This window comes from Actinophytocola sp. (genome assembly GCF_035634895.1).
Classification (GTDB): Bacteria; Actinomycetota; Actinomycetes; order Mycobacteriales; family Pseudonocardiaceae; genus Actinophytocola.
The window spans coordinates 1-13,815 of sequence record NZ_DASQCC010000155.1; the positions used below are offsets into that span (position 1 = coordinate 1).

The 13,815-nt window shown below is 70.3% G+C and carries 12 protein-coding genes; 3 read left to right on the forward strand and 9 right to left on the reverse strand.

Features of this window, described 5'->3' with window-relative positions:
• Positions 1 to 313: 313 nt before the first annotated feature.
• From VET29_RS23445 to VET29_RS23465, 5 genes are all read right to left on the reverse strand, one after another.
• Positions 314 to 1,114 carry a metalloregulator ArsR/SmtB family transcription factor gene (locus tag VET29_RS23445; protein WP_324924041.1) on the reverse strand — a complete coding sequence of 267 codons (801 nt, stop codon included), beginning with the start codon at positions 1,112 to 1,114 and terminating at the stop codon, positions 314 to 316.
• 105 nt (positions 1,115 to 1,219) lie between these two features.
• A complete protein-coding gene (locus tag VET29_RS23450; RefSeq protein ID WP_324924043.1) occupies positions 1,220 to 2,029 on the reverse strand; it encodes a class I SAM-dependent DNA methyltransferase in 810 nt (269 codons plus the stop codon).
• Positions 2,026 to 3,426: a polyprenol phosphomannose-dependent alpha 1,6 mannosyltransferase MptB gene (mptB, locus tag VET29_RS23455; RefSeq protein ID WP_324924045.1), complete on the reverse strand. Its 1,401-nt coding sequence runs from the start codon at positions 3,424 to 3,426 to the stop codon at positions 2,026 to 2,028. The genes VET29_RS23450 and mptB (VET29_RS23455) overlap by 4 nt, the downstream gene beginning before the upstream one ends.
• Before the next feature lie 55 nt (positions 3,427 to 3,481).
• Positions 3,482 to 5,038: a polyprenol phosphomannose-dependent alpha 1,6 mannosyltransferase MptB gene (gene mptB / locus VET29_RS23460; RefSeq protein WP_324924047.1), complete on the reverse strand. Its 1,557-nt coding sequence runs from the start codon at positions 5,036 to 5,038 to the stop codon at positions 3,482 to 3,484.
• 106 nt (positions 5,039 to 5,144) lie between these two features.
• Positions 5,145 to 5,564 (reverse strand): VOC family protein, encoded by a 420-nt coding sequence (locus VET29_RS23465; RefSeq protein WP_324924050.1) that lies wholly within the window; start codon positions 5,562 to 5,564, stop codon positions 5,145 to 5,147.
• Between the two features lie 40 nt (positions 5,565 to 5,604).
• Between VET29_RS23465 and VET29_RS23470 the strand changes: the two genes are divergently transcribed.
• A complete protein-coding gene (locus tag VET29_RS23470) occupies positions 5,605 to 6,294 on the forward strand; it encodes a GntR family transcriptional regulator (RefSeq protein ID WP_324924052.1) in 690 nt (229 codons plus the stop codon).
• Positions 6,295 to 6,306: 12 nt separating this feature from the next.
• Here the strand turns inward: VET29_RS23470 and VET29_RS23475 are convergent, their stop codons facing one another.
• From VET29_RS23475 to VET29_RS23490, 4 genes are read right to left on the reverse strand one after another with little or no spacing between them, the layout of a single operon-like run.
• Complete coding sequence (locus VET29_RS23475) at positions 6,307 to 7,932, reverse strand: ABC transporter ATP-binding protein (protein WP_324924054.1); 1,626 nt, start codon at positions 7,930 to 7,932, stop codon at positions 6,307 to 6,309.
• A gap of 1 nt (position 7,933) precedes the next feature.
• Positions 7,934 to 8,854: an ABC transporter permease gene (locus VET29_RS23480; protein ID WP_324924056.1), complete on the reverse strand. Its 921-nt coding sequence runs from the start codon at positions 8,852 to 8,854 to the stop codon at positions 7,934 to 7,936.
• Positions 8,851 to 9,876, reverse strand: a complete 1,026-nt coding sequence (locus tag VET29_RS23485) for an ABC transporter permease (protein WP_414636581.1) — start codon at positions 9,874 to 9,876, stop codon at positions 8,851 to 8,853. Before VET29_RS23485 ends, VET29_RS23480 begins: the two co-directional genes overlap by 4 nt.
• A 47-nt stretch (positions 9,877 to 9,923) precedes the next feature.
• Positions 9,924 to 11,789: an ABC transporter substrate-binding protein gene (locus VET29_RS23490; protein WP_324924058.1), complete on the reverse strand. Its 1,866-nt coding sequence runs from the start codon at positions 11,787 to 11,789 to the stop codon at positions 9,924 to 9,926.
• 102 nt (positions 11,790 to 11,891) lie between these two features.
• On the opposite strand from VET29_RS23490, the gene VET29_RS23495 reads away from it, so the two are divergent.
• Positions 11,892 to 12,719 carry a M55 family metallopeptidase gene (locus VET29_RS23495; RefSeq protein ID WP_324924059.1) on the forward strand — a complete coding sequence of 276 codons (828 nt, stop codon included), beginning with the start codon at positions 11,892 to 11,894 and terminating at the stop codon, positions 12,717 to 12,719.
• Positions 12,712 to 13,815: M20/M25/M40 family metallo-hydrolase (locus VET29_RS23500; RefSeq protein WP_324924060.1), on the forward strand; the 1,104-nt coding region annotated here is incomplete at its 3' end. The genes VET29_RS23495 and VET29_RS23500, both read left to right, overlap by 8 nt.

Sequence of the window (13,815 nt, forward strand, 5' to 3'; positions counted from 1 at the left end):
TGACCCGGCAATGCCTCGACCGCCGCATCAACGACCTCGACACCCTCAACACCGAACTCACCGCCTGGCAACACACCACCAACACCAACCAACGCGGAGTCAACTGGCAGTTCACCACCAACGACGCCCGCACCCAACTCCGCCACCTCTACCCCAAGAATTAGCCGCGACACACTACTAGTGTCCCGCGCCGGAAATCAGGCAACCAATTCGGCGGCCCAGCTTCCTGCTGGCGGCGTTGCCGGTTCGCCCAAGTACGACCCAGTACGAGGACGAACCGGCGCCTTGCCAGCAGAAACCCGGATCCACCGACCTAATCACCGCATTCCCGGCGCGGGACACTAGCTGGCACCGCACCGGTCTCCAGCAGCGACTTCAGGCTGGCGACGATCACCGGCCAGCCTTCGCTGACGCCCTCCAGCACGGTCTCCGCGCCCTCGTGCGTCACGGTCAGCTTGACGACCGCGCCCCGCTGTTCGAGGTCGAACGCCACCGTCGAACGAGGCTCCTCGCGGAGCTTCGCGATCTTCTCGTCGTCGAACGTCTGGTTCCGGTCGGCCCATTCCGGGGTGAACGTGTGCCACGTGTAGGCAAGTCGGGTGTATGGGTTCGACTCGAGCACGACCTGGTCGGGGTCGGTCATCGTGATGCCGCGCTCGTTCCAGGTCATGCCGGAGCCCTTGGCCCAGTCGGTGTCGAAGGTGACGCCCCAGTACCGCTTGGTGAAAGCCGGGTCGGTGAGCGCCTGCCAGAGGCGTTCCGGGGTGGTGTTGATGTAGGTGGTGTAGACGAACTCGGGCCTGCTCACGGGAGCCTCCAGGGCGGTCTTGAGGTCGGCGAGCGCGTGGACTCGCGCGCGGTCGTACTGGTCGATCCAGCGTTCGGCGATGGCGTTGATCGGCTCCGCGTTGACGTAGTGCAGCTTCTCCCGGCCCCGCCACACCGTGCTGACGAGGTTGGCGGCCTCGAGCACGGCGAGATGCTTGCTGACCGACTGGCGGGCCATGTCCAGGCCGGCGCACAGTTCCCGCAGCGTCTGGCCGCTGCGTGCGTTGAGCCGGTCGAGCAGCGCCCGCCGGCTCGGGTCGGCGAGGGCCCTGAACACGTCGTCCATCGGAATCCGTTCAATATGCAGCCATCTGGGTGCCTAATTTAGGCAGCCGGATGGCTGCATGTCAAGGTCCACCGGAACTGGTGGCGGAGTTCGGAAAGGTCGCCGCTACGCGCGGGCCGTGACCACCGGCTGGTAGTAGCCGTCCGGCGCCGGGTCGACCCACTCGATGTCGGTGAAGCTCGCGGCGGTGAGCGCGGTGGTCAGCTCCGCCCGCCGCAACGCGCGGAACGTCGTGGAGCGGACCACGGTCCGCCACTCCCCGTCCTGCTGCCGCAGGATGAACATGTGAATGCGGACCGTCCGCATCTGTTCGTCCCACTGCCATGCCTGGCCGTAGATCCGCGGCTCCCCGCCGACGCTCACGACCCCCGGCATCACGCCGCCGGCGCGCTCCCGCACCAACGCGTCGTAGTCGCGGATGCTCCCCACGAACAACCCTCCGGACGCCAGCCGGTCGTGGATCGACGTCAGCGCGGCGGCCAGGTCGGCGTCGGTGAGCAGGTGCGGCAGGGAGTTGTCGAATGAGACGACCGCGTCGAACGACGACGAGATCACCTCGCCGAGCCGGCGCACATCCGCTTCCACCAACCGGATCGGGATCTTCCGGTCGGCGGCCACCTCCGTCGCCCGCGCGATCGCGGCGGCACTGTAGTCCGAGCCGACCACCCGGTAACCCCGCATGGCGAGCGGTAGCGCCTGGGTGCCGATGCCACAGGTGCAGTCCAGCACGGTCGCGGGCGGCTGAACGTCGTGGCGGGCCAGCAACCCGCCAAGAATCTCGCCCTGCCGCCGCGAACTCGCCCACCAGTCGCGGAACATCAGGTGGTAGTCGCCGGCGAGCTGGTCGTAGAACTCCCGCGGGTCGGACACCGGCAAGGGCGCGGCCGGCACCGGCGCGAAGTCCGCGTGCGTCATACCCTCATTGTCCGCCGACGCACCAACGCGTATCCGGCCAGCGCCGACAACGCGATCGCGCCGAACATCAGGGGCCACTCGTACAGCAGCTGCTCCCCCGACGCCGAGTACGGCGCGACCATGAACACCGACACGCCCGCCGCCACCGCCAGCCACCGCGGCCGCCACGGCAGCGCCGCGCCGACCGCGAGACCCCAGGTCAGGTACCACGGCAACATCGTCGGCGACAGCACCGCGACCAGGAACAACGCGATCGCCGCCCGGCGGACCGCGTCCGCGCCGCCGTCGCGGGCCAGCCACCACTGCCGTACCACCAGCACCAGCAGCACGGCCTCGCCGAGGAACCGGGTGACCGTGACGAACGGGTCGCGCGAGGAGTCCACGAAGATCCCGACCAGCCCGTGCACGATCTCGCCCAGCGCGGTCGGCGGCGACAGCCAGTTCACCAGCCGCGACGACGCGTCCAGCATGCCCAGCCAGCCGAGGTCGACACCCGCCAGCAGCGTGAGCGCCGCGAACACCACCACGAACACGCCGAGCGAACACGCCCCCGCACGCACGAAGTTGCGCCACCGCGTCGACGTCAGGCGACCGGCCCACACCCACACCAGGAACGGCAGCGCGACCGCCGAGCTCGCCTTGACCGCGACACTGACCGCGACCACCGCGATCCCTGCGGCGTGCCGGCCGTCCAGCACGAGCAGCGTGCCGGCCGCGAGGAGGCCGATCATCATGAGGTCGTTGTGCGGACCGCCGACCAGGTGCACGACGGTGATCGGGCCGGCGATCAGCAGCCACGCCGCCACCGGCAGCTTTCCGCCGAGATGCCGCACGAGGCCCGGCAGCGCCCACACCAACAGCGCCAGCCCGGACAGTTGGATCAGCCGGGTGACGAGGATGCCGGCGTACACGTTCGAGCCGACCAGCCAGACCGTTGCCTTGGCCAGCAGGATGAACAGCGGGCCGTACGGTGCGGGCGTGCCCTGCCAGAACGGGTGGACGTTGTTCAGGATCTCCGAGTCGGCGCCGAGGACCGTCGGCGCCGACGTGAACGGGTCGTAGCCGTCCAGCGCGACCGCGCCCTGTGCCAGGTAGGAGAACACGTCCCGGGTGAACAGCGCCGGCGCGAACACCATCGGCACCGTCCAGCACGCGGCCGCGACCAGCACCGGCCGGGTGCCAAGGCGACCCGCGAGGACGTGCCTGCCGAGCTGGATCCACGCCCAGATCATGAGCGCGTAGCCGGCGTAGACGGCGAGCTCGGCCAGCATGCGGCCGTGTCCGTAGTTCAGCCAGTCCAGCGGACCGCCGAGGAACGGGTGCCGGATCGAGCCCGCGGCGGCACTGAAGCTGCCCGCCAGCAACAAGAGGCTGCCGGCGGTGCCGAGGATGATCATGGGCCGGGGGTTCGCCGGCGTGTCGCTGAGGGGATTCGTCGCGGTCGGGGCCGCGTCAGCGCTCAACACTCGGCCCGCCCGGCAGGAGCGGCTCGTGGGTGGGGAACAGGTTCAGCGGGTCACGGCGCAGCAGGGACAGCCCGGCGAGGATCGAGACCCCGGCGGCGAGCGCCATGAACAGCCAGTTGTACAGCAGGTCGTCGCCGGCCGGCGTGTAGGTCAGCACCAGGAACACGGCGACGGTGACCAGCACGGCGAGCTGGCGGCGCTCCCAGCGCAGCGCGGCGGCGATCACGGCACCCCAGACGAGGTACCACGGCAGGGTGGCCGGTGACAGGATCGCGACCGCGAAGAGGGCGATCGCGGCGCGGCGGACGGCGTCCGGGCCGCCGTCGCGGGCCTGCCACCACTGGCGGACCAGGATCCACAGCAGCACGACGCCGCCGACGATCCGCATCAGCGTCACGAACCAGACCTTCGGCAGGTCGGCGAAGATGCCGACCAGGCCGTGCAGTATCTCGCCGGCGCCGGTGGGGATGGACAGCCAGTTCACGATCGCGGTCGGCGCGTCCAACGCGCTGATCCAGCCCAGGTTGACCCCGGACACGACCGTGGCGACCGCGAAGGTGACCACGAAGATGCCCAGCGAGGCGGCACACGCGCGGGCGAAGTTCCGCCAGCGGGTGGACGTCAGGTGACCCGCCCAGACCCACACGAGGAAGGGCAGCGCGACCGCGGCCGTCGCCTTCACCGCCACCGCGAGTGTCAGGACGACCATGCCGAGGACGTGTTTCCGGTCGAGCACCATGACCGTGCCGACCGCCAGCAGGCCGACCATGAGGACGTCGTTGTGCGGCCCGCCCACCAGGTGCACGACCGTCATGGGGCCGGCGACCGCCAGCCACAGCGCCACGGGGAGCTTCCCGCCGAGGTGCCGGACCAGACCGGGCATCGCCCACGCCATCAGCGCGACGCCGATGACCAGGCCGAGCTTCATCAGGATCACGCCGGTGATCATGTTCGTGCCACTCAGCGAGATGACGCCCTTGGCCAGCAGGATGAACAGCGGCCCGTACGGGGCGGGCGTGGCCTGCCAGAAGGAGTCGACGTTGTCGACGACCGGGTCGACGTCGAGGACGCCGGGGCCGACCGAGTACGGGTCGTAGCCGTGCAGCGGGAGCGTGCCGTAGGCGATGTAGAGGTAGGCGTCCCGGGAGAACACGGGCGGCGACAGCAGCATCGGGACCGTCCAGCACGCGGCCGCGACCAGGACCGGGCGCGCGCCGACCCGGCCCGCCAGCACGTGCCGCCCGAGCAGCACCCACGCCCAGACGACCAGCGCGAAGCCGGTGTAGAGCACGAGGGTGGCCAGCATGCGGCCGTGGCCGTAGCGGATCCACGAGAAGGGTCCGCTGCCGACGAGCGGGTCCTGGGCGAGGATCGCGCCCGCACCGAGCGCGCTCACGAAGATCAGCAGGCTGCCGATGGTGCCCAGGGTGACCGTGCGCACCGGAAACACGGGCGCGCGACGGTCGGTCGCGGGCGCGGGTGTCGCGTTCTTCACGGTGCTCACTGCGGGGGGCACCCCGTGGGCGTCGGTGGTGGTGGTCATGGCGGTCTGAGATTACACAGGCCGGTTGGTCCGTTCGTCGGAACCGTGGTGTTTCACCGCACCGGGCGTGGCGGCGGAGACACCGCAGGTGATGCCGGCCGCCGCGTCAGACCGCGAAGACCTGCGCGTCGTCGGCGAACGCCTTGAACTCCAGGGCGTTTCCGGCGGGGTCGAGGAGGAACATCGTCCACTGCTCACCGGGCTGGCCCTCGAAGCGGACGTACGGCTCGATCACGAACTCGACCGCCGCCGCGCGGAGCCGGTCGGCCAGCCGGTGGAACTCCGGGACGGTCAGGACAAGGCCGAAGTGCGGCACGGGGACGTCGTGGCCGTCGACCGGGTTGTGGACCCGCTCGGCGCGGGCCGGGGCCAGGTGGGTGACGAACTGGTGGCCGTCGAGGTTCCAGTCCACCCAGGTGTCGGCGCTGCGGCCCTGCTGGAGACCGAGGACCTCGCCGTAGAAGCGGCGCGCGGCGGACAGGTCGTCGACGGGCATGGCCAGGTGGAACCGGGGGACCTCAGGCATGTCCTAATGTTAACAACATGACAACTTTCTGGGAGGTGGCGTGACGGGAAGCACCGGCGGGGTCACGCCCGCGCGCCGCCGCGGGCTGGCGGAAGAGGTGGCCGACCGTATCCGCGAGGCGATCTTCACCGGGGTGTACGCCCCCGGCGCGCAACTGCGTGAGGTGGACCTGTCGCAGGCGCTGGAGGTCAGCCGCGGGCCGGTGCGCGAGGCGTTGCTGCGGCTCGAACAGGAGGGGCTCGTCCGCAGCGCGTGGCATCGCGGGACGACGGTCACCGCCCTGTCCCCCGACGACGTCGCCGAGCTGGACAGCCTGCGTGGCGCGCTGGAGCGGCTGGCGGTCACCCGCGTGATCGCGGTGGGCTCCGACGAGGACATCGCGGCGATCGAGCAGGCGGCCGACCGGATGTCCCGGGCGGCGGACGCGCACACGATGGTCCGCCACGACATCGGTTTCCACGACGCCGTCTACGCCGCCGCCCGGCACGGCCGGCTGCGCGCGGCGTGGGAGGCGATCCGGTCGCAGGTCCACCTGTTCCTGCTCACGCGCATCGGCGTGCGCACGGCGGACTACCTGACCCGGGTCCCGGACGAGCACCGGGAACTGGTCGCCGCGCTGCGGGCCAGGGACACCGCGGCCGCGCTGGAGCTGTTCGCCGCACACCGCCGCCATGCCTTCGAGGTGCTGAACCCGCCACCCGTTACCGGGCCGGCCACCACGACGAGCTGATGCGTGGGTGAATCACCCGCTGGCGACGTCGGTCTCCTTCGGCCGGGTGGTGGGGAGGGCGGCCAGCAGCGACCGTGTGTAGTCGTGTTTCGGGTCGCCCAGGACCTCGTCCACCGGGCCCACCTCGACCAGTTCACCCTTGTACATCACCGCGACGCGGTCGGCGATGTTCCACGCCAGGCCCAGGTCGTGGGTGATCACCAGGGCCGCCAGTCCCAGCCCGGCCCGCAGCCGCAGCAACAGCGCCAGGATCTCCCCGCGCACCGACGCGTCCAGTGACGCCACCGGCTCGTCGGCCACCAGCAGCTTCGGCTCCAGCGCCAGCGCGCCGGCGATCACCACCCGCTGCCGCTGCCCACCGGAGAGCTGGTGGGGCAGCAACGGCATGTACATCGCCGGCGGTCGCAGCTCAGCCGCGTCCAGCGCCGCCGCCACCTGCGCGCGCTCGTCGCCCGGCACCCGGTGGATCCGCAGGCCCTCCGCGATCGCCTCATACACCGAATGCCGTGGGTTCAACGCGCTCGTCGGGTCCTGCAGCACCAGCTGCACCTCCCGCCGGTAGGCCTTCAGCGCCCGCGACGAGCGCGGCACCCGCTTCCCGTCGTAGACCACCTCGCCGCTCGTCGGCAGCTGCAGGCCCAGGATCGTGCGCGCCAGCGTCGTCTTGCCCGACCCCGACTGCCCCACCAGGGCCACGATCTCCCCGCGCCGCACCGAAAGGTTCACCCCCGCCACCGCGTGGGTGACTCCTCGACTCCGGAACGTCACGTGCAGGTCCGAGGTCCGCAGCAGCTCCTCGCCCGGTGACGGTGCGGGCACGTCCAGCGGGGTCGACGTCGCCGGCGCGTACCGGGACAGCGGGTCCCCCACCGTCGGGAACGCCGCGGCCAGGGTGCGCGTGTGCTCGTGGCGCGGCGAGGCGATCACCGACGCCGACGGGCCCTCCTCGACCAGCGACCCCTCGTACATGATCGCCAGCCGCTCGCACGTCGACGCCAGCACCGCCAGGTCGTGGCTGATCATGATCAGCCCGATGTCCTTGCGTGCCACCAGGTCCGACATCAGCGCGAGCACCTGGGCCTGCACGATCACGTCCAGCGCGGTCGTCGGCTCGTCGGCGATCACCAGCCGCGGCTCGCACGCCAGCGCCATCGCGATCATCACCCGCTGCTTCTGCCCGCCGGACAGCTCGTGCGGGTATGACTCACCCTTCTCCACGGACAGTTCGACCTGCGTGAGCAGCTCGTTCACCCGCGTGCGCAGCGCTGAGGACGAGAGCTGGGTCTTACTGTGCAACTCGATGGGCTCGGCGATCTGGTCACGCACCCGGCGCACCGGGTTGAGCGCGTGCATCGCTCCCTGGAAGACGATCGCCGCCGACGTCCACCGCACGGCCCGCAGCCGGCCCCACTTCATCGCGGTGACGTCCTCGCCGTCCAGCAGGATCTGGCCGTCGATCCGCGCGTCCACCGGGAGCAGGCGCAACACCGACATGGCCAGCGTCGACTTGCCGCAGCCGGACTCCCCCGCCAGCCCCAGCGTCTCCCCCGCGTCGAGTGTCAGCGACACCCCGCGCACGGCCTCGACATCACGGTCGCGGTACCGGACGGACAGGTCCCGCAGTTCCAGCAGCGGCACGTCAGCCCTCCCGCAGTCGTGGGTTCAGCACACTCTCCAGTGCCCGCCCAACCATTGTGAACGCCAGCACCACGATGCCGATCGCGATGCCGGGCGGCAGTAGGTACCACCACGCGTTCGCGATGATCGCCGAGTCCAGCCACGCCGAGCGCAGCATCGAGCCCCACGACGGCCGCATCGGGTCCGGGTCGCCGAGGCCGAGGAACGACAGCGTCGACTCGGCCACGATCGCCGAGCCGACCGCGAGCGTCGTGTTCACGAAGACGAGTGGCAGCAGGGCGGGCAGCACGTGTTTGGAGATCACGTGGAAGTGCCCACCACCCAGCGCCCTCGCCCGTTCGATGTACGGGCGTGCCTCGATCGTGAGCGTCTGCGCACGTACCAGCCGCGCCGCCGCCGGCCAGGACGTCAGCCCGATGGCCAGGATGATCGTGCCGATCCCGCGTGCCAGGACCGTCGACAGCGCGATCGCCAGCACCAGCGACGGCAGGACCAGGAAGAAGTCGGTGACCCGCATCAGCACGCCCGACACCCAGCGGCCGAAGTGCGCGGCCAGGATGCCGATGGTCGTGCCGATCGCGATCGACAGCAGGGTGGCGGTGAACCCGACGGACAGCGAGATCCGCGCGCTCCACAGCGTCAGCAGCAGCACGGACCGGCCGGGCCGGTCCGTGCCGAGCGGGAAGTCCCCGCTCGGCGGGTCGAGCGGGCCGCCGGTGGCCCGCGTGACGTCCAGCCCGTCCTTGTCGGTGATGACCGGCGCGAGCAGCGCCAGGAGCACGATCACCGCCAGCAGCACGAGCCCGATCACACCGGACCGCTGCCGCGCGAACTCACGCCAGCCGCGGGCGAACGCGGCGCCGCGCCGCCGCCAGGCCAGCGCGCGCGGACTCGTGGGCGGTGCGGCTTCGGGCACTGTCATGCGGCACGCACCCTCGGGTCGAGCACGCGGTAGAGCAGGTCCGCGAGCGTGTTCATGAAGATCACCGCGCCGGCCAGCACGATGAACGTGCCCTGCAGGAGCGGCAGGTCGTTCTTCGTCAGCGCGTCGTAGGTCAGCCGGCCGAGGCCGGGCCAGGAGAACACGGTCTCCACGCTGATCGCGCCCGCGATGACCATGCCGAGGTGCAGGAACACCAGGGTCACGGTCGGCAGCAGCGCGTTCGGCACCGCGTGCCGGCGGCGCACCAGGTCGTCCCGCAGACCCTTGGCCCGCGCGGTCGTGAGGTAGTCCGCGTGCGACTCCTCGATCAGCGACGACCGCATCACCAGCTGGTACTGCGCGTAGGTGACCGCCACCAGGGTGATCACCGGCAACACCATGTGGTGGGCGATGTCCACCGCCTGCGAGAAGAAGTCGGGCGGGGTGTCGCTGTAGACGATGCCGGCGGTCGGGAACCATCCGCTCAGTCCGGCCAGCAACAGCATGCCCAGCCAGAACGTCGGCGTCGACCAGAGCGTCAGCGCGACACCCGTGGAGATCCGGTCGAACCAGCTCCCCCGGCGCCAGCCCGACCGGGTCCCGAGCCACAGCCCGAGCGCCACCGAGATCAGCGTCGACACGCCGACCAGCAGGAGCGTCGGCCACAGCCGCTCGCCGATCTTCTGCCACACCGGCACGTTGTAGAAGTACGACTCGCCCATGTCCCCGTGCAGCAGGGCGCCGATGTACCGGAGGAACTGCTGCCACAGCGGCAGGTCCAGCCCGTACTTGTGCTCCAGCACCGCCATCATCTCCGGCGTCGCCGGCCGGCCGCGGGTCATGGTCTGCACGACGTCGCCGGGCAGCGCCCGGAACAGCAGGAAGCCGAGCACGACCACCAGGGCGAAGCTGATCAGGCCGCCGAGGATCTTCGTGAGCACGTAGCGGAGGGCCCCGCCACCACCGGTGGGTGGCGGGGCCTCCGCGAGTGCCTCCTCCGTCGGGATGAGGATGTCCGACACAGTTGTCCTAACTCCGATCGCTCCGCGAGCTTCGCTCCGGGAGACACCTACTCGCGGTCGTCGGCCGTCCTGCGCCGGCCCCGTACGACGAAGAACCCGCCGACCAGCAGCACCACCACGAGGGCGCCGATGATCCCGAGGATCAGGCCGGTGTTCGACCCGCTGTCCTCGGCGGCGGCCTGGGTCGTGCCGGCGCCGCTGGCGGTGTTCTCGCCGTTCTCGCCGAACACGGGGACGGGACCCTCACCGGCCGGGGTGGCGCCGTAGTAGCCCCAGTAACCCTGCTGGTTCATGATCACGCCCTTGGCGGGCTGCAGCGGGAAGCCCTCGAAGGCCTTCTTGTTGTAGGCCTCGAGCGCGTTGTCGTAGCCCAGGATGACGAGCGGGGCCTGGTCGTAGATCCGGGCCTGCATCTGCTTGACGATGCCGGCCCGCTTGGCCGGGTCGAGCTCCGAGAGCTGCTTGCGGTACAGGTCGTCGTAGGTCTTGTCGCAGAAGAACGAGTCCGGCGTGCCGCCCTTGCCCTCCGCGTTGGGGCGGTTGGCGCAGGTCTGCAGCGACAGCACGTAGTCCGGGTCCGGGTTGGCGTTCCAGCCGGAGAACGCGAGGTCGAACTCGCCACGGGTGGTGGCCTCGTTGATCTGCGTGTCCGACACCGGCACGATCGTGATGTTGAGCCCGATGTCCGACAGCCAGCTCTTGATGTACGGGCCGGCGTTCTCGTCGACCACGTTCTCCGCGTGGGCCAGGAGCCGCAGGTTCAGCGGGTTGCCCTGCTTGTCGACGCGGACGCCGTCCTGGCCCTTCTTGTAGCCGGCCTTGTCGAGCGCCTCGTTGGCGGCGCCGAGGTCGAACTTGCGGACCTCCTTGCCCGACGGCTTCCAGGCGTAGTCCTTGAACGCGGGCGGGATGTAGCCCGCGGCCTCGGAGGCGTAGCCGCCCCAGACCTTGTCGACCAGGGTCTTCGAGTCGATCGCCTGGGCGATCGCCTGCCGCAGCTTGACGTCCTTCAGCGCGGGGTTGCCGTTGCCGATCGGGGTGCCGTCGTTGGTGGCCGCGCCCGGGTTGATCACGATCTCGTTGAACCGGCGGTTCTGCGCGTTGTTCGTCGCGACGTCCGGGTCGCCCTGCAGCGCGTCGAACTGCGTCGGGGTGAGCCGGTTGACGAGGTCCACCTGGCCGCCCTGCAGCGCGGTGACGGCCGCGTCGGCGTTGCTGTAGTAGATGAAGTGCAGCTCGTCGATCTTGGGCTTGCCGCGCCAGTAGTTCGGGTTGGCCTTCATCTTGGTGAACTGGGCTTCCTTGAAGTCCGTCACGTAGTACGGACCGCTGCCCACCATCGGGAACTGCGGCTCGGCGCCGATGTCGGAGACCTTGGACCAGATGTGCTCCGGGACGATCGGGACGTCCAGGCCCAGCATCGTCGACTGCGGGACCTTGGTCTTGATGACGAGGGTGTTCTCGTCCGTCGCCTTGACCGACTCGAACTGCGCGACGTAGCTGCCGTTGGCCGTGCGCGCGGTCTCGTCGTCCAGCATCTTGTTGAACGTGAACGCCGGGTCCTTGGCGGTCAGCGGCTTGCCGTCCGACCACTTCACGCCCTTGCGGATCTTGAACGTCCACGTCAGCTTGTCGTCGGAGGTCGTCCACGACTCGGCGAGGCTCGGCTGGACCGAGTAGTCCTTCTGGCTGTAGACCGTCAGGTAGTCGAAGTTCGCGCGGAGAATATCTGTACCCGTTCGGGTGATAGAGATGAAGGGGTTGAGTGAGTCAACCTCTTGCGTGACGCCGACACGGAGAATCTTCGGGCTCTGCGCACCCGCCTCCTCGGCGCCGGCCGGCACCGCGACCGGACCTGTGACCAGGGCCGTCGCCAGTAAGGTGACACCGACCGCCCGTAGCGTCGATCTCACGATGATCACCTCTCCCTCGATAAGTTGAGAGGAAGTAACCACCTACGGGGGCATGAAGTCAATCTATGTCGGCAACGGGTGCCAAGCCGTAACGTGTGGCCTGTGCGGATCATGATTTCAGCCGACATGGAAGGCGCGAGCGGCGTCACATGGACGGCGGACGTGCAGGTCGGAACCGATCAGTGGCAACGTTTCCGGAACATGTTCACCAGTGACGTGAACGCGGCGATCGCGGGGCTGTACGCGGGCGGCGCGACCGACGTGCTGGTGAACGAGGCCCACTCCAGCCAGCGCAACATCCTCCTCGAGGACCTCGACACCCGCGCTCGGATGCTCACCGGCAGGCACAAGCCGCTGTCGATGATGCAGGGCATCGAGACGGGTGTGGACGGCGTGGTGTTCCTCGGCTACCACACCGGTGCCGGCGTCGAGGGTGTGCTGTCCCACACCTACCTCCCCAACCAGATCACCGGTGTGTGGCTGGACGGGGTGCACGCCAGCGAGGGCAGGCTCAACGCGGCGCTCGCCGCCGAGTACGGCGTGCCGGTCCTTCTCGTCACCGGTGACGACCTGACCTGCGAGGACGCCGGCTCGTACGCGCCGGACGCGCGGACGGTCGCGGTGAAGGAGTGCGTGAGCCGGTACGCGGCCATCTGCCTGCCGCCGACGGTCACCGCGGCGGCCATCGAGGACGCGGCCGGGGCGGCGATGGGCCGCGCCGGACGTTTCACCGGGGCGGCGAGTGGGCACCGTATCGAGGTCGAGTTCGACGCCGCGCACCTGGCGGCGGCCGCCGCCGTCGTGCCGACGGTGGACCAACTGGACGTGCGGCGCGTGGGGTTCGACGCCGCGTCCATGACCGACGCGATGAAGGCGTTCAAGGTGGTCACGGCCATCGCCAGCGGCGCCGTGGAGGGAAGCTATGGGTGAGTTGGCGGTCGATGAGCTGTGCGCGGACCTGGTCAGGTTCGACACGACGAACCTCGGGGACGGCGAGTCGCCACTCGGCGAGCGGGCGATCGCCGAGTTCGTCGCCGAGTACCTGACCGACTTCGGGCTGACGCCCGCCCTGCTGGAACGCTCGCCCCACCGCTCGAACGTGGTGACGCGGGTGCCGGGGGCGGACCCGTCGCTGCCGCCGCTGCTGGTGCACGCCCACCTGGACGTCGTGCCGGCCGACGCCTCGGAGTGGACGGTGCCGCCCTTCGCAGGCGAGATCCGCGACGGGTACGTGTGGGGCCGCGGCGCGGTCGACATGAAGGACATGTGCGCCACGCTGCTGACCGTGCTGTCCCGCTGGTCGGCCGCCGGGACGGTGCCGCGCCGCGACATCGTGCTGGCGTTCGTGGCCGACGAGGAGGACCGCGGCGAGTGGGGCGCCCACTGGCTGGTCGACGAGCACGCGTCGCTGTTCGAGGGCTGCACGGCCGCGATCGGCGAGTCCGGCGGCTACACGGTGCACGCCGTCGGCGCCGGTGGTGCCCCGGTCCGCCTGTACCCGGTGGCGACGGCCGAGCGCGGGACGTCGCACCTGCGCCTGACCGCGACAGGGCGGGCCGGGCACGGGTCGCGACGCAACGACCACAACGCGGTGACGACGCTGGTGCGGGGGTTGGCGCGGCTGGCCGAGCACCGGTGGCCGGTGCACCTGACGCCCGCGGTCCGGGCGTTCCTGGCGACCGCCGGCCCGGCGCTGGGCATCACCGTGGATCCCGAGGACATGGACGAGACGCTCCGGCGCCTCGGCCCCGCGGCGAAGATCATCGAGAACACGATCCGGTGCAGCACGACCCCGACGGTGCTGGCGGCCGGCTACAAGGTGAACGTGATCCCCGGCACGGCGACGGCGCTCGTGGACACCCGCGTGCTGCCCGGCACCGAGGAGGAGCTGCTGGCGGAGATCGACCGGCTGGTGGGTCCGGGCGTGCGGCGCGAGTTCGTGCAGCGGCAGGCGGCGGTCCAGGCACCGGTCGACTCACCGTGGTTCGAGGCGATGGCGGACTCACTGCGGACGTTCGACGAGTCG